Origin of the sequence: Haladaptatus sp. R4 (assembly GCF_001625445.1) — an archaeon.
Classification (GTDB): Archaea; Halobacteriota; Halobacteria; order Halobacteriales; family Haladaptataceae; genus Haladaptatus.
The window spans coordinates 155211-180308 of record NZ_LWHG01000029.1; the positions used below are offsets into that span (position 1 = coordinate 155211).

The following is a 25098-nucleotide window of genomic DNA, read 5'->3' on the forward strand; positions in this document are numbered from 1 at the left end:
CAGAATCGTGACATCATTAATATATAAGAAATATTTTGATTGGTGGCGTGTGACAGGATGTGGTACCATGGATCAATTGCTTTCCGGTTCGGTAGCAGTCATAACGGGCGGTTCGAGTGGCAATGGTCGTGCGATTGCAAGAACGTTCGCCGAGGAAGGTGCCGACATCGTCGTTGCCGATATTCGTGACGCTCCGCGTGAAGGAGGGACTCCGACGCACGAAGTGATCGCTGCGGAAACGGGATCCGAGGCAACGTTCGTCAAATGTGACGTCACCGAAACAGACGATCTCGAAGCGAGCGTCGAAGCGGCCGAGGAGTTCGGCGGGGTCGACATCATGATCAACAACGCCGGGATTTTCCGCGGTGAAAATTTCCTGGAGGTGTCCGAAGACGACTACGACCAACTCATGGACATCAACGTCAAAGGCGTGTTCTTCGGGGCGCAAGCCGCTGCCAAGCGTATGGTGGCGAACGGTGGTGGCAGTATCATCAACCTCTCCAGTGTCGCCGGACTCGAAGGAACCGGGGAATACGTTACGTATTGTACCTCGAAGGGTGCCGTTCGATTGATGACCTACGCACTCGCTGACGCGCTCGGTTCCGAAGGAATCCGTGTCAATTCGATTCACCCCGGGGTCATCGAAACGATGATGACCACCGACGACGTCGAAATCGTCGGCACCGAAGAAGGAGAAATGTACGAGCAGATGATTCCTTCGCAGCGATTTGGGACACCACAGGACGTCGCAAATGCAGCGCTGTTCCTGGCTTCCGATCTCGCGGATTACGTTAACGGGGAATCGCTCGTGCTGGACGGTGGGCTTACGAACACCGGATAAATCGTCCCGTTTTATCGATTTTTATCGACACTCCGTCGCCGGAGTCGTGTCCGATGGCCGTAATTCACAGCATGCACTGGGTGAGAATCTCGTCGTCAGTGTAAAATTGGCGGGAGACGGCCTACTCTCCTCCCACCTTCCGATGGGAGGATTTCGGGCAGACGTTTGTGGCCTGTCCCACGACCTCACGTGCTTGAAACCGGCGTCTCTCGTTCCCCGTTGGGTCGAACGTCACATGGGTGCGGGTGGGAAACGATTCAAGTCCGGGAGGTCCGGGGTGACCGCGAATTTTCGTGCTTCGATTGCCGAATCGACGCGGGTAAGCTCGATTCAACCACAGTTTTCGACGACGACAGTCCTTGTCGTTCCACAGAGTGTTGACGGTGGTCGAGTGAGCAAGCCAGTGGCCGTCTTGCTCGCCACATCCATTTCGTTTGCTCCAGGGGGCATAGTTCTTTTTCGCATTCCCAAAAAGTGAGAATCGGCACTATGGACCACTTAAGGAGCCATATTTTCCGGTCTGAACGTTTGGGACACGAGTACGGACTCCGTAACGACCATACGAGCAGTTCCCCTCGGTCGATCCGTTAAGAGGATCGATCCGGACACAGCACGATCGTCTTCGTGACGGATTCACTCCACGAACGACGATACCTTCCGATTGAACTTTTCGGGTTCCTCCCAAAAGGGACAGTGTCCGCTCCGTTCGAACCGTACGAGGGTCGCCTCGGGGAGGTGGTCTTCGAGCCACCCCCCTACGTCCGTCGGGAAAATGTCGTTCCGTTCGCCGTAGAGCAACAAGACCGGCACGTCGATCGTGGGTACCACCGGTCGGAAGTCGGAATACACGACGTCCAGAAAGATATCGATGGCGACGCTCGTCGGTGTCTTGGTCGTCTCTGCGTACATCTCGTCGATCGTGTCCGCCGACGGTGGTTCGTTGAACATCGCCTTTAGGAACGGTTTTGCAACCGACGGACGGTTGTACGTGAGGTTCGTCGTGATATCGACGCCATCGATACCCGAGAACTCACCGGGGGACCCGTGAGGCCAGTCATCATCGTACTGTAGTTTCGGACTCTGATCCACGAATACGGAACGGGATAGCCGGTCGGTTCCGAACTGGTCGAAGTACTCGAACATGACCATCGTCCCCATCGACCATCCCACGAGGGTAACGTCGGTGAGTTCGAGCGTCTCGATCAGTTCCCGGATGTCCCGTGCGTACTGTGCGAGGGTGTGGCCCGCGTCGGTCTTTCCGGAGCGTCCATGTCCTCGGAGGTCGAGTGCCACGACGCGGTGGGAGTCGGCCAAGGCATCGAAGTTCTTCTGCCACCAGTACTCGGCGTTCATCATCCAACCGTGGACGAGTAGAATCGTCTCCCCCTCTCCCTGATCCTCGTAGTAGATCGGCACGCCATCGTGGGTCTCGAAGTATGGCATCGCGGAGTATCACTCGACCGACATGGCCATAAACGGTTCGGGCGGTCGCTTCCAGCGCTATTCTCGTCGGCCGGATGGCGAACGCGTTCACATGCCGAGATGCGACGCGACGGCCGGGAGCGTCCGTTGGACGATCACCGTCCGAGGAGTCGTCCGCAAACGACGATCAACCGATCTCCGCGATCACGTTTCCTCCACCTTGCCGCTACCGTTCGAGGGCCGTCGCTGGAGCGTGGTTTTCGCGTACCGGGTGAGTGGACCGATGATCATCCCTTCCACCGCAAACGTAGGAACGATCATCACGGCGATGACGGTGGACGTGTATGCACCGACGAAGCCAGCGATGCCGACGTTCGCGGCAGTAAGCGCGGTACTTACCGCGCTGAAGACACCCATGAGTATCACGGTCGCGACGGCACCGAAGAGTCCGGCGAGCGCACCGTCGTATAGTCCGTCCGAGACCGTTTCTGCGGTCCATCCCGCGACGAGTCCACCGACGATTCCCCACGGGGCGAGCGCGCCACTGCCACCGAGAATCCCCGCGAGCGTACTGATCACTGCGGTGAGTGACGCTCCGAGGTAGACCGGTTTGCCAACCATTAACACTAATGCACTGCTATCCCGTATATGTCTTTGGCTGGATCGGGGTATCCTCGAACGAGGTTCGCAGTCGAACGGTGTCGCACGATTGGCGAAGGGGAGAAAGTCGGCAAGGAGCGTGAGTAGCGACAACTTTTATCAATATTCGAAAAAGACTACGTGTATGGACGATATTTTCGTCGGTCAGCTAATGACGACGACCCTCCACACCGCATCACCCGACACGCTCGTCGAAGAGGCAGCACAGGAGATGATCGAGAGCGGGATCGGTTCGGTTATCGTCGTCGATGACGAGAACCATCTGCTGGGAATTCTGACGACCACCGACTTCGTTCGAATCGTTGCCGAACGGCAACCCAAGGACGAGACGCCGGTATCCGAGTACATGTCGACCGACGTCATGACTGCGACGGCACAGGACTCGATCCGCGATGTTTCCGATCGTATGATCACGCACGGAATTCACCACATGCCTGTGGTGGATGAAACGGAAGGGGTTATCGGAATGATTTCCACGACGGATCTCACGGCGTATCTGTCCCGCGTTCAGACACCGAGTCCCTCGTAGTCGAACGCGTACCGTCGAGGACGCTCGTACACGACACGGAAGGCATGAGAATAGTTACCGCTGGGAGAAATTATAAACACGGTTATGAGGGTTCGACGTCGGTGTTTCGAGGGAGTTATACGACGAAGAGCCGAATTACCCCGTAAGCCATGACAGACAGCGGATCGGACACGACAGGGGAGTCGTTCGGCGATGACGGCCGGGCGACGACCGAACGAACCGTACTCCGATACCTCGTTACTATCTCGCTGATCGGGATGTTCATTCTGATGGGTGCAGCGACGTACTCCGTCGCGCTTCGAGGATGGATGGCCTGTGGCGGTGGGTTCCCGAAGTGTGCAGGGAGTTACATTCCCCTGCTTCACACCCCCGGATCACTCTCCCAAACGTACACCCATGGACAGATTCTCGCCGAATGGTTCCACCGGGCGACGGCGTTCGTCACCGGAGTGCTGATGCTCGTCGCGACGGGACTCGCGTGGTGGCGCGTCAAGGAATTCACCATCACACGGTGGAGCCTCACCGCCGCCACGGCAGTGCTTCCGCTGGAAGCCTATCTGGGTGTCCTCACGGGTGTCCCGGACCCGTCGCAAACGCTCGTCGCGATTCACCTCGTCGTTTCCCTGTTCGACCTCGTCGCCCTCGTCATCGCGGCGATAATTCTGTGGTGGTCGGCGTACTCCGGCGGCCGACGTGGATCACACGAAGCAAAAGCCTGATCGGGGGAGTTTCGGACGCCAAATTCGGATAATCGGTAATTTCGGCCTTTTTCAGTACCGCTATCGTGCGTTGTGACCAGCGGAGGACGCGAGTCGAGGCGGGACTGTGGAGGAAAGACTACTGCGGGAATTCGTCGGTGGAAACGGTTTCGAGGAAGGGTTCGAACCGAGAATCACCCCAATACCGTACCGTTTCGCTCCGTCGGTCGTATTCGAGCAGTCCGGCATCCGCTAATCTCGGTAGGTGATTGTGAAGCAACCCGATTTTGACCGGTTGGCGCCGGTCGGCCGACGATTCCTCCCGTGGGCTCGTGGAAAGAACGTATTCGACGAGGTCATCGAAGCGGGCACGACCGGTCCGTTCTCGCTTGAGGAAGGCAATGACCGCACGGCGGTGTCGATGCTGTAACAGGCCGATGACCTGAGCTTTTGTGAGGTGATCCGAACTGGTCGATTGATGCGTACTCATGAGCAGTGATTGAGTAGCCCTCTCAAAAAACGGGGGCCCTAAACAGTTAGGAATGACGTGCTACTCCATCGTGTCCGTTTCTTCGAAGAGCATCTGCAACAGTTTTCGCTCGCTCGCTCTGAGATGCTGGTGGAACGTCGGTGCCGATACGCCGAACGAATCTGCGACCGCTTCACCGGTGCTCTCACGCGGCCACTCGAAAAACCCGGCATTGTATGCCGCGGTCAAGGCGGCCTGTTGCCGGTCGGTCAACTGGTCCGTGAGGTGCATCTGGCGTCTACCGAAGGAAGAGAGGGACCGTTTTACCTCCCGTTTCGTCGTCAGCCGAGCATTTGGATAGATCGATTGCACGGCGTCCGTGAGTACACGGACATCAGCATCCGCCGGGGCTTCCGCAACGATCGATCCCCTCCCTTCGATAACCTTCGCGTGTTTGATACGGGCACCCCGTTCGATGAGAACCTGTGGGGAGGTCGATGCGCCAACGAACACGATTTCGAGGAAGCTCTGCTCCTGTTCCTCCCTGATACAGCGGGCCTTTTTCACGATCGATTGCTGACGCGTCATTTCGAGAAACGCGTCGACCGGTGCGTTCTCCAACGAGATATAGTAGAGCAGTTCCCGGTCCGTCGAAGGTACGAGGTCTTCGAGCGTGATCGAACACTGCAAGTCGGCGGATGCAGTGACGAAGAACGCGGTCGTCTCGGTGAGATCGAACGTGAGTTCATAGCGGCTATCCGTGTGGAGTAGCTTCTTACTCTCCGCGGCGTGAATCGCGTGGCCGATGGTCCTACCCAGTTCTTGAAAGACGGCGCGTTCCCGTTCGCTGAATGCGTCGGAACGAGACGCATGGAGAACCAACACACCGTACGTCGTCTCCCGATACACGAGCGGGATACAAAGCACGGAGCGAAATCCGCGGGACAGCGCTTCGTCCCGTAACGAATCGGGGAATCGAGGGTCGGACTGGATCGACGTGATCAGTTGGGGTTCCTGTGTACTGATCGCTTCGGCAGCACCGCCGGTACTCGTTTCGACCGTATCCGTCTCGGTGAGGAGATCAAAATAGTTCGCATCGAGGTTCGCCCCCGTCCGGGGCTCGATGGCGCCACTTGGTAACGAGCGTTCGCCGATGAATGCGCCCTGATAGAGGTCGGACTCGGCGAGTCGTTCACAGACGCTGGTCTCGATTTCCTCCCGCGTCGTCGTTCGAACGAGCGTCTGATTGATCTCACGGATGAGGCGGTTGATCCGATTGAGCGTATCGAGATGATCACGGTGGCGTTCGAGGGCCGCTTCACGTTCCTTCCGTTCGGAGATATCTTCCCCGACCAGGACGAGATATTCGAGTTCACCGTCGGGGGACTGGAGTGGAGCAGCGCTCAACGAAACCCACAGTCGCTCGCCGTCCGCTCGTTCGAGAATCGCTTCGTAATCGTACACCGCGGAGCCGGTTTCGATGACTTCCGCCATGATAGCGTCCCGAGGATCGACCGGCCGGTTCTCGGAATCGTACAGAGTGAAATCGTCCAGTGACGGACGGGACAACAACTGCTCGATGGGTTCACCGAGAATCTCGGCGACCTGTTCGTTCGCCCGAACGAGCCGTCTATCCGGTGTGAAAACGCCGATCGCGATCGGGCTCGTTTCGAGAATTCGTTCGGTGAGATCACGTTCCCGTCGGAGCTCTTCTTTACGCTCCTGTCGGCCGGAGACGTCCCTGAAGATTCCCTGGACGACCGTTTTGTCGGCGAGGTCGGTGACGCCCGTACTGACCTCGACGGGAATGTGGGTTCCATCATCGCGGACGATATGCCGGGTCCGTTCGTGTCCGCTGGTGCCCGTCGCGTCCCCGTTATCGCCGCCGTTCTCTGAGTACTCGTGAAGTCGTGTCGCATACTGCTCCGACTGTTTTTCCGGGTGCAGGTCCGCCAGATGCATCCCGCAGAGTTCGTCCTGTGACTTCCCCATGAGCGTCGCCGCCGCTCGATTCGCGTCTTCGATCGTCCCGGTTTCCGTGTCCGCAATGAAAATCGCGTCCGGGGCCGCTTCGACGAGTCGCTCGTACTTCTCCTTGGTGTTCTCCAGTTCCCGTTCCCGTTGCTTTCGCTCCGAAATATCACGGATGATCGCCGTGAGGAGTCGGCGTCCATCGTGTTCGTGTTCGTAGAACGAGAACGCGAGGGGGAACTCGGAACCGTCCTTCCGGAGTCCGATTCGTTCGACGTACTCGTTATCGGGCGACCCCGAACCGTCGCGCACGTGTCGGTGAAGGGATTCCAAATAGGCATCACGGAACCGTTTTGGAAACAGTCGGGTGACCGACTCACCGACGAGTTCGCCCTCGGTCCATCCGAATAGACGTTCGGCCGCGTGATTCGAGAATACGATGGTACCGCCCGGATCGAACGTAAGGAACCCATCGAGTGAATGTTCGACGAGATCACGAAAGAAAGGGCCATTACGACGGAATCGGGTTGCGGACTCCTCGGGATCGGTATTGGGATCGTGATCGTGATCGGGTTGATGAGTCATGGCGATATGTGATGTCGTAGCAACGTTCGGTGGGGGAAAGAGCGAGAACCGCTATAATAGTTTGGATGATTGTGGAGTCCGAGAAACACCGATTGTGGCACTCAACCGCCGGGCTGATCGCCCTCGGGATCGATTTCGACGACACCGTCACTTGATACAGTTACCACGTATCCCGCATACGGAAACGAGACGTAGCCACCCTCCCGTAGTGATCCGTCCATTCGCGGTGCAAAGAGCGCGTCGAGTGCGTCCGGATCGATCACCTCGTACAACGGTCGAAGGTCGTCTATCGATCGGTCGTCTCGCTCCGCAATCGCGGTGAGAATTCGGGTGCTCAAGAAGCGAGCCGCGTTTTTCTTCGACGATTCCATCCCGGATTCTGTTGTGTCCATCTGGATCCTCCTCTCACAAGAACAGTTACCCTGACATCGCAAGGAATTATTGTGTCTACTGCCCTTGACGAGTCGGTAGACAGGAGCCACTATTAAGAAATTAATTGGATATCCCTGTCCGACAATGTCCAACATTATGCATCGGAATATCGAACGCGATTCCTCGGTCGGTTCGACGGGTTCCTGACCGTTTCAACCGCTCCGAACCGGTTCCTGACTGGTTTCTAATCGACCCGTGAGTGAATGGATGTCTTCCGAAAATAACCGCTCCACTTCCACTCACAGTTTCATCGCCGATAGTCGTACCACCAATATTCACTCCTCGAAGAACGGTTTTACCGCAAAACCCTCACCACTAGCCGAGTGCGGCAGCGTCGCACAAGGCAGCGTCGCATAACTGACTTTGGGAAACGCCCTGGCAAGTGGTGAGAGTGCACCTGTACCATTCGGCGGGGGGATAAAACGCGTTCCGGTAGCACAAAAATCAATTGTAGTAACCCACATACGCAAATAGGTAACACGTGTCAATACGTTCCGAGAAGGTATCGATTTCACCGAGCGTGGTCGGCAATTCAGTTGTATTCCACGCTCCCGAAGGAGAAACCGGAAGTAATCGACGACCGAACAGCCGTCGGAAAGGACACTCAGTCGTCGGTACCGGCCCGATAGATTTCGTCGATAATGCGTTGGACTGCGAGACCCTGGTGAATATTGTTCGCCTCCGGTCGGTCGCCGGATCTAACGGCGTCGATAAACATGCGTAACTCGTCGTGATAGGCGTAGTTCGATGGGGCGACGACGTCCGAGTTCACGAAGTGGTCGGTGCCATTGCTTCGCGCTTCGTACAGTTCGAGATGGTTCCGTCGATCCGGGACCGGTTCGACCTCGGGCAACGTGTCCGTGAGATCGAGGAAGGCACCCGCTTCGGTCCCACGAATGGTGTAGGAGTGTTCGGATTCGGAGTTCGTCGCCCACGCGACTTCGATCGTCGCGGTCGTATCCGTATCGAACTGACAGAACGCGGTCACCGAATCCTCGACGTCGTACATCTTCGCGTCCCCGTCGTCCCCCCACATGTAAATGTACGAATAGTCCTTGTGATGGCCGAAATCCGAGCGGGACGTCGCCATGATATCGGAGAGTTCGGGCCACTCCAGGAAGTACAACAGGAGGTCGAGGAGATGCCCGCCGATGTCCATGAGAGCACCGCCGCCAGCGATGTCCTTCGAGGTGTACCACGTCCCTCGGCCCGGAACGCCGCGCCGCCTGACGAACTTCCCGTGGATGTGAATTATCTCCCCGAAGTATCCCTCCTCGATGTACGATTTCGTGACGTCACAGATGTTTCGAAACCGCTCGTAGAAGCCGACCATACAGATGTTGTCGGTTTCCTCGGCGACCGCGGCGATGTTCTCCGCGGATTCCAAGTCGTGGCTGAGCGGGGTCTCCAGAAAGACGTCGAGTCCGTGTTCCAACGCGGCCGTCGCCGTCGGTTCGTGGAACTTCGTGGGAGTACAAACGATGACGGCATCGAGATCGGCTTCGAGGAGGTCCGAAAGGTTCTCGTAGGTCGTGGCACCGAATCGTTCCCGGAACTCGCGACGAGCGGTCGGATCAGCATCCGCGCCACAGACGGGAGGACAGTCCAATGCGGTCAGTACCTCGGCGTAGTTCGTTCCGTGCGTTTCGAGGCCGAGGATGCCGATCGAGGGCGCATCGTTCTCCATTTGATCGTTTCGTCGTCCCGTATCGATATTATGGTTTTGAGAGGACGACGGAGTGGAACCCGCGACGGAAAAATCACCTATCGGTTCGTGGAGTCCATCCGCGCCCGTAACTGGTCGGATAGATCGGACAGGTGGGCGGTTCCGAAGGTCGCGACGAGCAATCCGCCGATCGTGTTGTAGAACAGGTCCAAGATCGTATCGTCCAGTCCGTACTGGGTGAGGACTTTCCCGACGCCGACGAGGCTCGATACGACGCCGACGTAGAACTCGATGAGTTCCCAGATGACGCCGAACGCCATGACGAACAACAGGAGATAGACGAACATGAACCGGGGTGGCATCACGATGTACTCCGTGTGTTCTTCCAGCGCTCGCGTCACGGCGTACGCGACACCGGCGACGAGCGAGGAGGACAGTGCGTGCGTCATGTGATCCCACCACCACGTCGACTTGTACGGGCTGATGAAACCCAAGGCGGGCACCGATAGCGTCCCGAACGCGTGTAGAAACATGGCGACGGAGATCCAGAGCACGATTCCCCCGTTCATCGTGACACGGTAATTTCGCTCGAAGAACGCGGGGAGGAACGTGACGAGCAAACCGATACCGGAGTTCACGACGATACCGGCGTTCCCCTGCCACAAGCCGATCAGTAGGATTACGACCATCGCCGCCTGGAGGAACCGAACCAACTGAACTTCCCGGCGTTCCGAAACGTGAACGGGCGAGTGAAAACTCACGTGCTACTCCCCCGTGATCGGTCGGCGTTCGCAGCGAGTTGACGCCGAAAGTACAACCAGAACAGCACGCCAGCGACGATACCCGCGATGAGCGTCGCCGTGAAGATGGTCATGAGTTCGGTGTTCGTTTTGATGAACGTCGTCCCGAGGTACGTCGCCGAAGCCGCGGATCCCACCGCCCAGAATCCGGCGGTCGCGAGCGTCACGATGACGGTGAAGAAGACCGCGAACTGTGGCGTCATTCGAACCGTCGTCGTCAATTCGAGCGCGACGACGACGAGCATCGCGAGGGTCGCGACACTGATCCCGGTCACGATTTCGCCGAAGAACTCCGGCCGCGCCGTCGCGACGAACAGCGGCAACGACGCGATGAGCAGCAGTGGCCACGGAACCGTCCGAGTCCACGATCGAAAGACGACGGCGGGCGAGATGGCGACGAACGCCGCAATCGCGGCCATCACCGTTTCGACCAACAGAACGTTCAGGAAGCTCACGATTGCGAGTGCGACGAGAACGATTGCGAGCGCCCATGCGATCATCGCGTTCACTCGTGTGTCCTTGATAAACCACGTTTCCGGAAGTGTTTGACTCATCCCGTATCCCCCATAGAGACCACGAACGCTGGCCGTAGCGACCTGCGGTATCCCCCGTATAGAACGACACGGATCGACTTATCTGTTGGCGGGAATCGTTTCGAGCGGTTACAACACTTGTCTGGGTAACTCCATCTCCGAGTCCCGCAAGACGAAGTACCGGAACGAAAGGATCGCCAGGAAGACGGAGACGACGGACAGGATCAGGAACGCGTTGTAGAGACCTTCGGAGATGATGCCGCGTGTCAGGCCGATCTCCGCCGCGGCAACGCTGATACTGAGACGACCCGGCATCGCCGACGCGAGGAGCGCGACGGTTTCCTGTTCGAGACCGACGAACCACCCACCTGCCACCGAACCGACCACTTTCGATCCGATTCCCAAGACGAGGATTCCGGCGAGCAGAAGCGGGCTCGCGACGAGAAGCTTTCGAGATCGAAATTCAGCCCGACGTAAAAGAAGAATACGGGGGTCACCAGGTCCGAGACCGGCTTCATCGAGTTTTGAATGGAGTGGCCCTCGTGCGTGATCACCGCGACGAGAAGCCCGGCGAAGAACGCGCCGAGAATCGCGTGAATACCGATGAGTTCCATGCAGTACGCCAGCGTGACCATGAGGAAGACGCCCACTTTCACCGGATTTTCGAACATTCCCTCCTGAAGCGTGTTCGAGAGATAGTCTTCGAGCAAGAACGGCAGGCCGATGAAGAACACGAACAGCGCAATCGTCACGAGGATGACGCCGATCACCGGCTTCGGGGCGGTGATCAAGGTGATTCCGTATGCCAGTGCCGCGACGGATAACAAGTCGTTCATCACCGCGACGGAGAGAATCGTCTGCCCGGTATCGCTCTGGAGGAGCGAGAAGTCCTCGACGAGTGGATAGATGAGGCCGAGCGACGTCGTCGAGATGGTGACGCCGGTCAGAAACGACGCGAAGAGGTTGAGTCCGAGCACCCGTGCGAGGGCAAATCCGGAGACGAACGGGAGCAAAAACGTGAACACGGCTAGCTCCGCGATCTGTTGTGGATTCCGTCGGATCGTGTCCGGATCGAGTTCCAAACCGGCGTCGAACATGATCATGAGGAGTCCGAACGCCGCGAGCGCGGTGAAGAATTCGAACCCGGGCATCGATGGATTGACGATGTCGAATATCGAGCCGAACAGTATCCCGGCCAACATCTCGACCGCCAATATCGGAACGTTGTACTCGGTCAGCGATTTGAAAACCAGACTCGTTCCATAGACGAGCGCGAGAACGAGAACGAAATGAAATGATAGTGACATTAGTGTGCAACAACTCGATGGGTAGACTGTCGGGTCATCGGGTTCCCTTCGTCGATACCACGAAGTCTATTCTGACTGAACATAACTAAATCAATCGGAAATCTGTCGGGACTCGTCGTGAGCAACGTGCGCCCCGTGTGCAACCCAGCTGCTCTTGAGGAGGATCGGGGCCCTCGCAGTGTACGAACTGCGGCCTGTCTCCACCGTCGAGATGCGGATCTCATGTCCGAAGTTTAGCGATTCTAGCAACGGTAACTACACATCTCTGGTGAGTATAAAATACTACTGTCACGGTAACTTTCGACCGGTTCCGAAAAATCATCGTTGGGAGAGGTCCCGAATTCGACACTACTGCCGGACGACGGACCGAATTCGGTTCCTTCTACGGGATTTCTTCTACCCGAACGACGCTACCGAGGTATACAATTCGACCCAATTCACAAATTTCACCTGAGCCGTCTATTCTACCTGAGCCACCTATTATTCTCGATACCGCATGATCCCTGTTCGAATCGTGTGCACGGAATCCGCCACGGAAGTCCGCAGCGGTAGAACACGACCCGAAACGAGGTCGGTCGCTATCTCGAACTAGCGAACTAGAGGGGCTCGTCCTGGTAACTGGCCGGGTCCTGTTGGTCGTCGACGGCCTGGGTAAAGAGGCTCTCAGCCATTTCTTCGTCGACTTCGTTAGCAGGTGCGTGAGCCGACACGCCGAGCGTGATGAGTTCTTCGATCGCTTGCTCTCGATTCAGGAAATCACCTTGGTCGACGAGTCGATCGATATCGGAGTCGATACGGTCGGGGAGGGATACTTCGAATGTGACCATACGCCCACTCATAATCGAGGGCAAATGAATTCTCTGGTCTCCGCTCTCTTTGCCTCCGGTTGGCGTGATCCGGGACGCGGTCGATTCGTTTCGACGAGCTAGAACGATGCTCGCGTGCAAAGAAGCGAACATTTAGCATACCCCGCTTACGTACGTAGGTGTATGACCGATTGGGTTCCCGTGTCATGTGCGCAGTCTGTGGGGTTTCGCCGACCACTGCGTACGGGCACATGGTGGTCGAACCGGGAACCCCATCGTCTTCGATACCACCCTTCGGGCTTCGATACCCACACCAATCACGAACGGTGACCGCGTTGGAGGCAGTTACCGAGTCAGTTAGCTAAACCAATGAGACACGTTACAACGATCGATAGCCGACGATGGCTGGCGGTGGGGACGATCATCGCAGCAGTCGCAACTGGCGGAAGTCTCTGGCTGAGTTTCGGCCTCGGACTCGTTCCCTGCGAACTGTGCTGGTACCAACGGATCCTGATGTATCCGCTCGTGGTCATACTCGGTGTCGCGACGATCGAGGGGCGACCGCTCGTCTACCGGACCGCGTTCCCACTCGCGGTCGGCGGCGTTTTGATCGCGGGGTACCACTCGTGGATACAGTACACGGGGGCTCCGACGGCCTGTTCCGTCGGCCAGATCAGTTGCGGCATCGTGCAGTATCGAATCGGCGGGATAACGGTCCCGAACCTCTCGTTGACCGCGTTCGTCTTGATCACCGCGGTACTGTTCGTGATCGCGCGATGGTCGAAATAACCGATAGTCGGATCGTGTAACCGAATGAAAGTAGACGGGGACAGGTTCGGCACTGATTCGGGGTTATGGTCGCCTCGGTTCGAATTTTCGTTCTTCGCCCTCAATCCTGCTCGCCCCAACTCGACGTCTCGTTGACGCGCGTCGCCACTGGCTTCGACGCCGGATCGAGCGTCGTCGCGACCCGGTTCCGAATTCGGGAGACTTCCGCTCCGATCACGCGGTGCCCGAGTATCGAGAACCCGAGGAAGATCGTGAAGAATCCGACGACCGTCCGTGCCGAGATCGCTTCGCCCAGAAGTGCCCATCCGCCGAGCGTGGCCACGATGGGAACGAGGTAGAAAATCAAGTTCCCCCGAATCGCCCCGACCTCGTCCAGCAGGCCGAAGTACGCGATGAACGCGAGCGCGCCCGAGAAGACGCCGACGTAACCGAGCGCAGCGAACGCGGTCGGCGTCCACGCGATTGCGGCCGGTTGTTCACCGGCGGCGAAACTCAATGTATGGCAGAGGAGCGCGGCGACCGGGAGTGCCCATGCGGTGCGAACGGTACTGCCGAGGGAGGAACCCGCTCGCCGAATCAGAACGCTTCCGAGCGCACCACAGACCGCGGCACCGAGGAGGATTCCCTTCCCGATAACGGCACCGTCCAGCACGTGAGCGGGGTCGATGTCGACCACGAGCGCGACGCCGACGAATCCGAGCGCCAACCCACCGGCACCGACGCGGGTGAGGTCCTCGTCCGATAGCAGTACGGCCGCGAGGGCGGGAGTCAGAATCGGGTTGAGACTGTAGATGATCGACCCGACCCCGCTCGACGTGTACTGCTGTCCCAGAAAGATGAACGCGTTCGTCAAGCCGACCGTGAACACGCCAGCGGCGAGGATACCGGCGAAATCCGAGCGCGTACGGGGGAGCCACTCCTCCCGTGAAAACGCGAACAACACGTAGGTCAGCAACAGCGCCGTTCCGATGTCGAACCGAAACGCGACGAACAACAACGGCGGGAAGTAGTTCAACCCGGCTTTCGCCGCGACGAAGGTTCCGCCGAAGAAGGCGCTCGCGGCGAGGAAGAAACCGAGGAGGTGGTAGCGACTCCGTCCCATCCCTACCGACACCTCCAGTGACGAAACGGAGCCACACTTTTCTTGAGTATCTCAAATTGAATTCCGGTAGACATCGTTCTTCACTCTAACGAAGACGCATATCCGTATGAACTTGTCCAGAAATAGATTCATACAGTGGAAGAACAACTACTCCGTGTGGAGCGTTCATACCGTGAATAAAATTCACGGTGTGAAAACAGCTATACGCGTCGGGAGAAATGGGGTTGCTATGGACTCCGCACTCGACGAGATCGAATTCCTCGCGTTGTCGAGTAATCGCGTTACTGTTCTCGATACGTTGTGCGATAATTCGTACACGCGACGCGAACTCGAAGCGCAACTGACCGCGTCCCAACCGACGCTCGGACGTATCCTTCGCGACCTGCAGGAACGGGGATGGATAACGTACGATGGTCGCAGATACACCACCACGGCGACCGGTCAACTCGTCGCGGAGGCGTTCGTGGACCTGTTGGAAACCGTCGAGACGGAGCTCAAACTGCGAGAGGTAGTCGATTGGTTACCCACCGAGGCGATGGACTTCGATCTCCGACACCTGTCGGACGCGACGATCACGACGCCGAGTCAAACGAAACCGGGCGCGCCGGTTCAGCGAGTGCTCGAACTCCTCCATCGCTCCAGCCACGTCCAGTTGTTCTCGTACGCGTTCAACGAACAGAGCCTCGGTGTGATTCGGCAACGGGTACTGGACGGACCACAGACGTTCGAAGGGGTACTGTCCGAGGATGCGCTCGCCATGATCGCACACGATTCGGCGTTACGGGAGCAACTGCGTGACCTCGTCGAGTCCGGGGATGCCGAAATCCGTCTGTACGACGGGGAGATTCCGTTTGCGGTGACGATTACCGACGACGTCACGCACCTCCTGTTACGCGATCAGGACGATTTCCTTCGTGCGGCGTTGGACACGGACGACGAGGCGGTCCTCTCGTGGGCGCGTGGAAAATTCGAGGAATACTGGCAGCGCTCGTCACCGGTCGATGCGGAAACGCTCTCCGAGTAATTCGCCGGATTCAGCTCCCACTCCGTACTTCCACAGTGCTTGGAAAGGGCCGATTCGAGTGGAACGTTCCTGGACCCGCGAGAGAACCGACGGAGGTTCGAGCGCACCACAGGCATCCACTACGTCGTCCTATGGACCGCCAATACCTCGTTTTCCTCGGGGACGTGGTCGAAGAACGTCGGCTAGTGCCGTCGATCGTCCCGGCATGAGTCGAATCGGGGTTCGTCGGCGGAATAATGTCCGACAGGAAGAACAAAATTCGTGGATGGATGCGCGTAATTCGACCGTGATCGTCCGTCCGATTTTCGACGAGTTCGGTCGTTCGACCGGGCGTCGGTTCGGAAATCGGATATTCGTCGCCACGATACGTCCCGCCGCTGCGTACGGACTCAAACCGAACCTGTTCGCTGCTATTCGGTCCCTTCGAAAGGGATGTCGGATTATAACTAAATCGAATTTGTCCGTAATGCGGGATGTTATGAAAGAACAGGAGTCGACAGAGACAGCGGGGTCGGATCGAACGCGTCGTTCGTTTATGCGTCGTACAGGTCTCGTAGCCGCCGGAATCCCTGCCGTGCTCGCCATGCAAGGAACGAGTAGTGCTGCGGATCGAACGACGTACACGATTCGTGACGGGACGCCGGACGAGACCGACGTGTACGTCACGGACGCGGGGGAGAGTGGAACGACTGCCGTCGTCGTCGGCGGCATTCAGGGGAACGAACCGGCCGGGAACAGGGCAGCGGGCGGTATCAAATCGTGGTCGATAGACAGTGGAAAACTCATCACGATTCCGCGGGCGAACCAAGTCGCCATCGAACGCGATACCTACGTCAACGACAACGGGAACCTCAACCGAAAGTTCCCGCCGGGGGAGACCCCAACCACGCCGCTCGCACGGGCGATTTGGGACGTCGTCGAATCGTCCGACCCGGACGTCGTGATCAACCTTCACAGCTCGAAAGGGATATATCACGAGGACGTCGGTCCCGACGGGGTCGGACAAGCCATCTATCCCACTACCGCGTCCGGTGCCGGTGAGGACGCAGTGCAGGCGGCGGGGTACATGAACCGACACCATCTCCCGGACTCGTTCCCCGAGTACTACCGGTTCAAACGAGGAAACACGATAAACGGAACCCGACCGTTACTCATCCATAAAGTCGATGCGGACCTCGGCAAACCCGGATTCATCGTCGAGGCGACCCGGTACGAAACGGACCTCGTAACACGGACGAGATGGGAACTGAACATCGTGCGCCACCTGTTGCGTCGCCACGGAATCGAACGTACCTACGAGAACTGATCGACCGGTCTTCGGGGTGACCGTACGAGGGTTCGAAAAATCGGTCTCTATTTCGATGTCTCACTGCATTTCGATGTCCCACAACGGTTGTTACGCCCACTCGTGTGTCGCCGACGCGCCACCGATCAGCCTTCGGTGAGTTGGGGTGCCGTTCCCAGTTCCTCGATGGTATCGGCCGCCCGTTCAGCACCGCCAGCGGCCCGAACCGACGCATTGAACTCCTCGATAGCTTCGTGATACGGTTCGGCCGTGATCGAGTCGACAGCGTCGCGGACCGCCGCGGCCGTTACCTCCTCGTCGTCGAGAACGACGCCGACACCGAGGGAACTGACCCGGTCGGCGACGAGATGCTGATCGGCCATGTGCGGGACGACGACCGTCGGCGTGCCGAACGAGAGCGACTCCATCGTCGAGTTCATCCCGCCGTGGGTGACGAACGCGTCGACGCGGTCGAGCACGTCGAGTTGCGGGACGCGTGAGCGGACGTGGACGTTCTCCGGACTCTCGGCATCGAGGCGGTCGGCATCGGTCTTCGCCTTGAGGACGACCTCCCACTCGCCGTCGTCGAAGGCATCGAAGCAGGCGCGGAAGAAGTCGTCGTCCCCACGGACGACGGTTCCGAGGGAAACGTACGCCGACCGGCGCTCGGCGAGGCGGTCGAGCGGAAGGTCGGCGTCGCGCTGTTCGCCACCGGCGCGCACCATTGGACCGACGAAGACGTGATCGTCGCCAAACGACGCCGAATCGGGCTGAAAGTCGCGGGTCAGCGGAACCAGCGCACGGTCGGTATCCGCGACGAAGAAATCGCTCCGGTCGGGGTCTTCGATGCCGACGTCGGTCAGTAGCTCCAGAATCTCGCCGGAGAATCCGGGTTCCTCGTCGTCGAACGAACTGACGTTCTCGATCAGCGGCGACCCCTCTCGCATGGCGAAACTCGTGTTGAACGAAACCGTCGAAACGTCGAGTTCGTTCGCCACGACGCGACCCCACAGGCACATCGGGTCGGTAACCACGCGGTCGACGTCGTCATCGGCGACGCGGGAGACGAGCGGCGGGGCGTAATCGAGCGTCGCGGACATGAAACGGACGAGGCGTTCGCGCGCGAACCCTGATCGTCGTCGGACGGGTTCACGCCTGGTTTCCCGTCGTCGTTCATCCGACTCATCAAGTCGAACTCCTCGCCGAGACGCTCGAACGTCGCGCCGGTCGGTTCGACCACGTCCGCGAACCGCTCGGGCAGGTAATACGTGACTTCGTGACCGCGACCGACGAGTTCGCGTGCCGTCCGCAGCGTCGGGTTGACGTGACCATACGCGGGAAGCGGGAAGATGCCGACGTGAAGCGTGGGTTCGACGGTTCGACGTTCGGACTCGGACGTTTCGATTCGATGCATTTGGTCGGGGTTTGGCTCCCACCCGGTTCTTTCTTTCGATAAACTAAGTAACAAAATTATAGTTCCTGAACGTCACGGAGTCCGTCGAATCGGACGAAGAACGATATGGGTACGCGTTGTGCTCTCCACGGATGGTAAATCGTCGCACGCTCCTGAAGGCACTCGGATTCGGTGCGTTCGGCTCTCGGTTCGGATTCGATACGAATCGACCGGCCGAACTGCCGCTCCTCGCAACGTCGATACTCAACGAAGGGGCGAAGAAAGGAAACACCTCGCCGAGTAGAACGACGTTTGGACCGCCCGCCGACGTGGGTGACGGAGTGATTCGAACGTTCGTCACGAGCGCGCAGTCAGGGAAGCCCTTGTCCGTCGGCGTCCGGTTCACCGCCGATATGTTGAGCGGATTGCCGACGACGACGACCGACGGTACGTGGGAGATTCCGGACGGGAAGACGCCGTGCTGCGGGCACGAAACCGTCCTCGCGTTCCCGGAAGGGGGGAAAACGATACCGTTCCGGTGGTTCATGCTGAACTGGAATCCGGACGGTCATCCGCCGCCGGACGTCTATTCCGTTCCTCACTTCGATTTCCACTTCTATCTGATGCCGCGGGCGAAACGTGACGCGATCGAGAACGGATACTGTCCGGAGGCAACCACTGCGGTCACCTGTGGAACGTTGGAGCGGGGGATGGAACCGTTGCCACCGCACCAGCGGCCGCCGGAGTACGAGTCCCTCGGTGCCGTCGAGCCAGGGATGGGGAACCACCTGATGGACCGGACCGCGCCGGAGTTCAACGGCGAACCGTTCACCCATACGTTCCTCTGGGGGACGTTCGACGGAGAGCTGATCTTCTTCGAACCGATGGTAACGCGGTCGTTTCTCCGTGATCTCTGTACCGAAACTCGTGTCCCAGTCGAGATGCCGTCCGCGTTTCCCGAACCGGGGTGGTATCCGACCGAGTACGCGCTCCGATATTTCGACGAATGGGATACGTATTCGGTGAGTTTGGAGTCGTTTCGATGGTTCGAAACGTGACCGACTAACTCGTCGAGCGTCCCCGAAGCGGCGTCGAAGGGACACGTACAAGTCCCGATTCGCCGGAGTTCTCTTTGAAACAACAAACGCTTTCTCAGGCAACCATCACCTTGAGGGCCGTATATCCGCGATAATGTAGCAACCTCGGAAGCGGTTCGGACGCAAATCGATATTTCCGCCGCGCTGTCGGCCGGATCATCGGGTAGGACCCGAAGTGCGACCGGCCGATGAGGTCCGAGTCTGCGGACTCGGGAGAGAGATTAACCAACGAAATGAACGTAACAGACATCCTGGGAAGTCCGGAAGAGGAATACAGCAACTTCGTTTACGTCGTAGCGGCCATCGCCGCACTCAACGGCCTCCTGTTCGGGTTCGATATCGGTATCATCTCCGGTGCACTGCTCTACATCAAACAGTCGTTCGCGCTCTCGACGTTTCTGCAAGAGGTCGTCGTCAGCGGAGTCCTCGTGGGAGCGATGCTCGGCGCGGCGGTCGGCGGGGGATTGGCCGACCGGTTCGGTCGCCGTCGACTTACCATCGCCGGTGCAGCGGTGTTTTTCGCCGGTTCCATCGGAATGGGGCTTTCGCCGAACGTGACTTGGCTCGTCGGGTTCCGGTTCGTCGTCGGCATCGCCGTCGGGGTCGCCTCCATCGTCGGTCCCCTCCACATCTCGGAGACGGCACCGCCCAGTATTCGCGGATCGCTTGGGTTTCTACAGCAGTTGGCGATCACGCTCGGAATCCTGTTGGCATATCTCGTCAGTTACGCATTCGCGCCGACGTTCGCCGGGATTCCAGGCTGGCGTTGGATGCTCGCCTTCGGCGCGGTGCCCGCCGCCGTACTCGGAATCGGGATGTACTTTCTCCCGGAGAGTCCTCGGTGGCTCGTCGAAAAAGGCCGTGACGACGAGGCACGGGACGTGCTCTCGCGTATCCGTGCCGACGCCGACATCGAAGAGGAAATGGACGAGATCAACGAAGTGAGTGAAATCGAGAGCGAGGGGAACCTCGCCGACCTGCTCGAACCGTGGTTGCGTCCGGCCCTACTGGTCGGTATCGGTCTCGCCGTCTTCCAACAGATAAGCGGCATCAATACCATCATCTACTACGCACCGACGATCCTGAAGAACATCGGCTTCGGTAACGTCGCCTCGATCGTCGGGACGGTCGGCGTCGGTATCGTCAACGTCCTATTGACGGTGGTCGCAATCCTGCTGGTCGATCGGATCGGCCGCCGACCGCTGCTGCTCGTCGGCGTCGGCGGGATGACAGTCATGCTCGGGATTCTGGGATTGGGATTTTATCTCCCGAGCCTGTCGGGCATCGTCGGGTACGTCACGCTCGGCAGCATGATCCTCTACGTCGCGTTCTACGCGGTCAGCCTCGGACCCGTGTTCTGGCTGATGATTTCGGAGATATATCCGCTCCGAATTCGGGGGACCGCGGAGGGTGTCGCCAGCGTCTTCAACTGGGGAGCGAACCTCCTCGTCGCGTTGACGTTCCTCTCGCTCATCCAGCGAATCGGCGAGGCGTTGTCGTTCTGGATCCTCGGCGTCTGTTGTCTCGCCGCGTTCGTGTTCATCTACTTCCGGGTTCCGGAGACGAAAGGCCGGTCGCTCGAAGAGATCGAGTCGACGCTCCGCGAAAGCACGTTCGTCGGTTCGGACGGTGATTCCGGAACGACAGAATACGAACCGGACGTACGGGAGTAAGTCGGGATTCGGGGCGAAAAGACGCCTCGCAATTCTTGAGCCGAGTTGGAAAGAAACTTCGATGCGCGACGATTCAAGCGGGCAAACGAAGTGCGACGCTGTACATCGTGCCGGTCGATTCCTCGCCGATGGACGTCGCGACCCGTTTTACTTCCGCGGCCAAAGGCTCGCGGAGTTCGGGTCGAAGCCGAGAACACATCGAGAGCGCAGCGGTGGCGTGTGCCTCGATATGGCTCGCGGTCCACGGCACCGGATCCAGTAGGATCCGCTTCCGGTCGAACTCCCAGCCGTATCCCGCGAACAGTCGTTCGAGGACCGCCTCCGGATAGAACGTCAGTGCCGATTTCCCCGTCGCCAACTCGGCCGCGGCGTTTTCCAGCGCGAAGAGTTCGCGCACGGCGGCGTCGTCCGGGGGTGGGCGGTAGTCGTCGATCACGAGGTGACAGCCGAGGTCCGCGACCCGCGTCAGTTCCGCCGCCACCGCTTCGAGTGACGGTGGCCCAACGAGATTGAACAGGGCGTGCGCGGTGATGATTTCGACCGAGTCGGTTTCGAGCGGGAGGGAACGAAGGTCCGCTTCCAAAACGGCGGTCCGTCCACTTTCGCTATCGAACCGTTCTCCTTCCCCCTCGCCGTCAGTCCATTCTCCTTCCCCCTCGCCGTCAATCCAACCTCCTTCGCCGTCATCGAACCGCTCGCGAACGGCAGTCGCGTGCTCGGGGTCGTTCGTGACGGCGTAGACGCGGCTGGCACCGTCGGCGAGCAAACCGGCCGTCGTGTTGCCCATTCCCGCCCCCGCTTCGAGACAAGTCGCGCCCGAAACCGGGCGGTCGGCGAGAGCTGTCCTAACGGTTCGCGGGATATCCATGGCTGTATCGAGCGAGTTCTAGTGATGGAGTTGCTCCGGAACGGGGCTCCGCTCGTGGCGGAGCTTCTCGATGAGCGACCGCTGGGCGGCCTCCTCCATTCCGTCGTAGCGCTCGGCAGCGTCGAGCACCACGCCGACCAACTTCGGGTCGCCCGGGTTGATGACGCTCGTCAGTCCCTGTGCGGCCGCGAAATCGAATCGCTCCTCGATTTCGGCGGGCGTATCGACCGGCTGATACCAGTTCGAATACGGACGGTTCTCCTCCGGAAGTTCGTCGGTCGACGGCCACGGTCCCTTCGCGAAGGCCTTGATGCCGAGCGTCCCAATGCCCGCGTTCGGTCGCGCGCTCAAGCACCGCTTCGTAGTCGTACTCGTCGTCGTCCTTGCCCACGACGACCGGGTTCATCGGGAACATCACCGTTTCGAGGTCGTCGATTCGGTCGATGGCGTCGAGGATGAGCTGTGGGTTCCCGTGACTCGTCAACCCGATGTGACCGATTCGTCCGTCGGCTTTGGCCTCCCGAAACGCTTCGAGCGCGCCGTCGTCGCCCGTGATGGTGTCCAATTCCTCCTCGTATTCGAGACCGTGTACCTGATACAGGTCGATGTGATCGACGCCGAGGCGGTTGAGTGACGCGTCGAGTTTCCGTTTCGCCCCCTCGTATCCCCGTTCCTGTGTCTTACAGCCGAGGAAAATTTCATCGCGATGTTGGCGGAGTTTCGGTCCAAGTTTCAGTTCCGCATCGCCGTAGGTCGGGGCGACGTCGAAATGGTTGATGCCGTGATCGAGCACGAGTTCGACCATCTGGTTCGCACCCTCCTGTTCGAGCCAGTTGAGCGCGATGGCACCGAACGTCATGATGGAACTGTCGTGACCGGTGGAACCCAATGAGCGCGTCTGCATGGTAGCTAATTACTGCCGGTCAACAAAAGCGTATGTCTCGGGGAATCAGTCGGCGGGCTGGGAGTCGCGGTTCAGGAAGAGCCTCGTGAGTTCCGCGCCGAGGTCCTCGCCGGAGTGCGTCTCCTCGACCTGCGTGTACACGAGCACGAGGCCGAGCGTCGCCAGTGCGGCGGCGAACACGAACGGGACGACGTAGCCGAAGCTGACGAGCCATCCGCCCGCAAGCGGGCCGATTGCGGTTCCGAGACCGAACGCCATCGTCAGCACCGAGAGCGTCGTTCCGGCGTTCGAGTTCCGCGCGATGTCCCCGGCGAGCGCGAAGGCGGGCGCGAACACCATCGCGCCCGCGATTCCTTGCACGAACCGAGCGCCGATCATTCCGAGTGGCGTCGCGACGAGGCCCTGTGCGACCGTCGCGGGGATGAGGAAGACGAGACCGATGAGGATGAACGGCTTCCGGCCGTACTTGTCGCTCGCGGTGCCGACGGGCGTCTGCATGACGACCTGTCCGAGCGTGAACGCCGCGAACTCGATCCCGAACAACGTCGCACTCTGGCCGAGATGGTTGTTGATGATGCTTTCGAGGGGCGAGAGGATGGCGATTCCGATAGCCATGAACAGCGACGCGAGACCGAGCGTGAACACGGAGTCGAGGGTACCGTGACCGTCGTGTTGCTCGAAGACGGCGATACTGTGGTCGCCGCCCGCGTCCGCCGTGTGCTCCGCATCGAAATCGACGTCGGGGTCGCTCACCAGCACGAAGACGAGGAGTGCGCCGACGAGTGCACCGAGCGTCGCGATGTAGAACGCCGCCTCGAAGCCCGTGATGCCGTAGCCGAGGAGCGTGTACGGGCCGCCGTAGATGACGGTGCCCGCCGCGACGGGACCGATACCGAACCCGAGCATGCGGAACGTGTTGAACACGCCCATCGACCCGCCACGGTTGTCGTCCGTGGAGAGGTCGTTCACGAGCGCGACGGTCGCCGGAACGGTGACGGCGACGCCGATACCCTGCCCGATGCGGATGAGGAGCATCGCGCTGTAGTTCCCGGCGAGGGAGTACGCGAAGTTCGAGACGGCGAGGATGAGAAGGCCGACGACGACGAAGACCTTCCGTTTCCCGCTCTTGTCCGAGAGGTTCCCCGCGATTGGCTGGACGCCGCTCATGAAGAAGCCGAACGCAGAGAGGATGAGGCCCGTGACGAGGGCAGTGCTGAGGCCGAACGTCCCGCCGCTCACCATACCGCTCCCGATGTAGAGCGGGAGGACGATGATGAGGAACGAGTTTCCGATGGAATCGGCCATCCGCGCGAACGCGAGCGCGAGGACGCGTCTGTCGGTGTCGAGGATACCCACTATCGGGGCCCCCTGTCGATCGTACTGTGTGTGCTGTGGCTCTGAATCATATCTTACTAACCAATCAGTCAGCCATCCGCTTAAACGTTCGGTTCGCGACAACCGATGTACCCCAAATAACACCGACGACCGTTTGGAGCGTTGAAACGTCGGTGATAACCGAACACACGGGACGTCTTCACACACCTAGCTGACTGATTCGTCAGTAAGTCCATTGTGGTATCGTGAGCGTACTTGACGGATCGAAAGCAATAACTAGTCGATCGTTTCATCAGGAGCGAATCGCATCGAAAACGTACATCACACGCCGGAAATTACGTCCCCGAACGTCGGAGATTACGTCCCCGAAAACGTCCGCGTGACCGCGCTCCGGAACCGCCGCCCGCTGTACGCGAAGAGGACGGCTATCCAAAGCGTGACGACGCCGATGGGGTAGACGGTGATTTGGTTCTGGTCGTTCAACGCGAGGGTGAACCGCAACATCTCCAGTCCGGAGATGAACAGCAACCCGGCGGTAATCCGCCGGTCGCCATACCCGAGATAGCCGAGCGCGGCGGTGAGCAACGCCAGTAGATAGCAGACGACGGCGACCAACCGCATGACCATGAAATCGGGGGTATACGGCGTGAGCGGGGGAATCGAAAAGAAGTTGAAACCGGAGAGGCCGACCTTGGTCGAACCGAACATGAAGATGACGTAGTATCCCTTCGGCCACGTCACGATCTCCCACGGGATGAGTCCGACGAGTACCAGCACCGCGGCACGGTAGTATCCCCACCAGTCCCGTCTGCCCCCCGACCGAACCGCCGTGTCGCTAGAGTTGCGGCTCATTGGTGAAAATGAGGACGCAACGGCGAAAAGGATTGCTACTCCGATGGTCGAAGCGTA

General features: G+C 59.2%; 26 protein-coding genes and 1 pseudogene. 9 read left to right on the plus strand and 18 right to left on the minus strand.

The window, feature by feature from the left end:
* The first annotated feature begins 67 nt into the window (after nt 1-67).
* Nucleotides 68-841 (plus strand): SDR family oxidoreductase, encoded by a 774-nt coding sequence (locus A4G99_RS18450; protein WP_066146997.1) that lies wholly within the window; start codon nt 68-70, stop codon nt 839-841.
* A gap of 633 nt (nt 842-1474) precedes the next feature.
* Here the strand turns inward: A4G99_RS18450 and A4G99_RS18455 are convergent.
* Together A4G99_RS18455 and A4G99_RS18460 are read right to left on the minus strand one after the other, a co-directional pair.
* Complete coding sequence (locus A4G99_RS18455) at nt 1475-2284, minus strand: alpha/beta fold hydrolase (protein ID WP_066146999.1); 810 nt, start codon at nt 2282-2284, stop codon at nt 1475-1477.
* Nucleotides 2285-2467: 183 nt separating this feature from the next.
* Nucleotides 2468-2884: a DUF5518 domain-containing protein gene (locus A4G99_RS18460; protein WP_066147001.1), complete on the minus strand. Its 417-nt coding sequence runs from the start codon at nt 2882-2884 to the stop codon at nt 2468-2470.
* Between the two features lie 163 nt (nt 2885-3047).
* On the opposite strand from A4G99_RS18460, the gene A4G99_RS18465 reads away from it, so the two are divergent.
* Together A4G99_RS18465 and A4G99_RS18470 are read left to right on the plus strand one after the other, a co-directional pair.
* Nucleotides 3048-3452, plus strand: a complete 405-nt coding sequence (locus tag A4G99_RS18465) for a CBS domain-containing protein (protein WP_066147003.1) — start codon at nt 3048-3050, stop codon at nt 3450-3452.
* 149 nt (nt 3453-3601) lie between these two features.
* Complete coding sequence (locus tag A4G99_RS18470) at nt 3602-4171, plus strand: hypothetical protein (RefSeq protein ID WP_190303808.1); 570 nt, start codon at nt 3602-3604, stop codon at nt 4169-4171.
* A 118-nt stretch (nt 4172-4289) separates the two neighbouring features.
* Here A4G99_RS18470 and A4G99_RS18475 read toward each other — a convergent pair whose 3' ends face one another.
* The 9 genes from A4G99_RS18475 to A4G99_RS18515 form a co-directional block, all read right to left on the minus strand.
* Nucleotides 4290-4640, minus strand: a complete 351-nt coding sequence (locus A4G99_RS18475; RefSeq protein ID WP_066147005.1) for a hypothetical protein — start codon at nt 4638-4640, stop codon at nt 4290-4292.
* 60 nt (nt 4641-4700) lie between these two features.
* Nucleotides 4701-7175 carry a PAS domain S-box protein gene (locus tag A4G99_RS18480; RefSeq protein WP_066147008.1) on the minus strand — a complete coding sequence of 825 codons (2475 nt, stop codon included), beginning with the start codon at nt 7173-7175 and terminating at the stop codon, nt 4701-4703.
* Nucleotides 7176-7276: 101 nt separating this feature from the next.
* On the minus strand, nt 7277-7567 hold the full coding sequence (locus tag A4G99_RS18485) for a HalOD1 output domain-containing protein (RefSeq protein WP_150123156.1): 291 nt from the start codon (nt 7565-7567) through the stop codon (nt 7277-7279).
* Between the two features lie 644 nt (nt 7568-8211).
* Nucleotides 8212-9294, minus strand: a complete 1083-nt coding sequence (locus tag A4G99_RS18490; protein ID WP_066147011.1) for a Gfo/Idh/MocA family protein — start codon at nt 9292-9294, stop codon at nt 8212-8214.
* Between the two features lie 77 nt (nt 9295-9371).
* Nucleotides 9372-10034, minus strand: a complete 663-nt coding sequence (locus A4G99_RS18495; protein WP_066147013.1) for a hypothetical protein — start codon at nt 10032-10034, stop codon at nt 9372-9374.
* Nucleotides 10031-10627, minus strand: a complete 597-nt coding sequence (locus tag A4G99_RS18500) for a hypothetical protein (RefSeq protein ID WP_223301986.1) — start codon at nt 10625-10627, stop codon at nt 10031-10033. Before A4G99_RS18500 ends, A4G99_RS18495 begins: the two co-directional genes overlap by 4 nt.
* A 108-nt stretch (nt 10628-10735) precedes the next feature.
* On the minus strand, nt 10736-10921 hold the full coding sequence (locus tag A4G99_RS18505; RefSeq protein ID WP_066147015.1) for a hypothetical protein: 186 nt from the start codon (nt 10919-10921) through the stop codon (nt 10736-10738).
* Complete coding sequence (locus A4G99_RS18510) at nt 10873-11913, minus strand: cation:proton antiporter (protein WP_066147016.1); 1041 nt, start codon at nt 11911-11913, stop codon at nt 10873-10875. Before A4G99_RS18510 ends, A4G99_RS18505 begins: the two co-directional genes overlap by 49 nt.
* Before the next feature lie 596 nt (nt 11914-12509).
* On the minus strand, nt 12510-12740 hold the full coding sequence (locus tag A4G99_RS18515) for a ribbon-helix-helix domain-containing protein (RefSeq protein WP_066147018.1): 231 nt from the start codon (nt 12738-12740) through the stop codon (nt 12510-12512).
* Between the two features lie 348 nt (nt 12741-13088).
* Here A4G99_RS18515 and A4G99_RS18520 point away from each other — a divergent pair, with 348 nt between their 5' ends.
* Nucleotides 13089-13508 (plus strand): disulfide bond formation protein B, encoded by a 420-nt coding sequence (locus tag A4G99_RS18520; protein ID WP_066147020.1) that lies wholly within the window; start codon nt 13089-13091, stop codon nt 13506-13508.
* A 100-nt stretch (nt 13509-13608) separates the two neighbouring features.
* On the opposite strand, the gene A4G99_RS18525 is transcribed toward A4G99_RS18520, so the two are convergent.
* Nucleotides 13609-14610 carry a DMT family transporter gene (locus tag A4G99_RS18525; protein ID WP_066147022.1) on the minus strand — a complete coding sequence of 334 codons (1002 nt, stop codon included), beginning with the start codon at nt 14608-14610 and terminating at the stop codon, nt 13609-13611.
* A gap of 229 nt (nt 14611-14839) precedes the next feature.
* On the opposite strand from A4G99_RS18525, the gene A4G99_RS18530 reads away from it, so the two are divergent.
* The gene (locus A4G99_RS18530) at nt 14840-15634 is read left to right on the plus strand and encodes a winged helix-turn-helix domain-containing protein (protein ID WP_066147024.1); all 795 of its coding nucleotides are present in this window, start codon (nt 14840-14842) and stop codon (nt 15632-15634) included.
* A gap of 535 nt (nt 15635-16169) precedes the next feature.
* A complete protein-coding gene (locus A4G99_RS18535) occupies nt 16170-16940 on the plus strand; it encodes a deacylase (RefSeq protein WP_066147333.1) in 771 nt (256 codons plus the stop codon).
* Between the two features lie 125 nt (nt 16941-17065).
* Here A4G99_RS18535 and A4G99_RS18540 read toward each other — a convergent pair whose 3' ends face one another.
* The gene (locus A4G99_RS18540; RefSeq protein WP_342764520.1) at nt 17066-17938 is read right to left on the minus strand and encodes a nucleotide disphospho-sugar-binding domain-containing protein; all 873 of its coding nucleotides are present in this window, start codon (nt 17936-17938) and stop codon (nt 17066-17068) included.
* Nucleotides 17845-18333, minus strand: a complete 489-nt coding sequence (locus A4G99_RS29460; protein WP_066147029.1) for a hypothetical protein — start codon at nt 18331-18333, stop codon at nt 17845-17847. The genes A4G99_RS18540 and A4G99_RS29460 overlap by 94 nt, the downstream gene beginning before the upstream one ends.
* A 131-nt stretch (nt 18334-18464) precedes the next feature.
* On the opposite strand from A4G99_RS29460, the gene A4G99_RS18550 reads away from it, so the two are divergent.
* Complete coding sequence (locus tag A4G99_RS18550) at nt 18465-19370, plus strand: DUF5602 domain-containing protein (RefSeq protein ID WP_082837904.1); 906 nt, start codon at nt 18465-18467, stop codon at nt 19368-19370.
* A 227-nt stretch (nt 19371-19597) separates the two neighbouring features.
* Nucleotides 19598-21082 (plus strand): sugar porter family MFS transporter, encoded by a 1485-nt coding sequence (locus A4G99_RS18555; RefSeq protein WP_082837905.1) that lies wholly within the window; start codon nt 19598-19600, stop codon nt 21080-21082.
* Nucleotides 21083-21155: 73 nt separating this feature from the next.
* On the opposite strand, the gene A4G99_RS18560 is transcribed toward A4G99_RS18555, so the two are convergent.
* Entirely contained in the window at nt 21156-21950 is a 795-nt protein-coding gene (locus tag A4G99_RS18560; RefSeq protein WP_066147032.1) for a class I SAM-dependent methyltransferase, read from the minus strand.
* Nucleotides 21951-21968: 18 nt separating this feature from the next.
* Nucleotides 21969-22755: pseudogene (locus tag A4G99_RS29465) on the minus strand (aldo/keto reductase).
* Between A4G99_RS29465 and A4G99_RS29930 the strand changes: the two are divergent.
* Nucleotides 22720-22842 (plus strand): hypothetical protein, encoded by a 123-nt coding sequence (locus tag A4G99_RS29930; protein ID WP_255359150.1) that lies wholly within the window; start codon nt 22720-22722, stop codon nt 22840-22842. The pseudogene A4G99_RS29465 and the gene A4G99_RS29930 sit on opposite strands and share 36 nt — an antisense overlap.
* A 57-nt stretch (nt 22843-22899) precedes the next feature.
* On the opposite strand, the gene A4G99_RS18570 is transcribed toward A4G99_RS29930, so the two are convergent.
* Nucleotides 22900-24210: an MFS transporter gene (locus A4G99_RS18570; protein ID WP_066147034.1), complete on the minus strand. Its 1311-nt coding sequence runs from the start codon at nt 24208-24210 to the stop codon at nt 22900-22902.
* Nucleotides 24211-24546: 336 nt separating this feature from the next.
* The gene (locus A4G99_RS18575) at nt 24547-25041 is read right to left on the minus strand and encodes a hypothetical protein (protein WP_066147036.1); all 495 of its coding nucleotides are present in this window, start codon (nt 25039-25041) and stop codon (nt 24547-24549) included.
* Nucleotides 25042-25098: the final 57 nt, after the last annotated feature.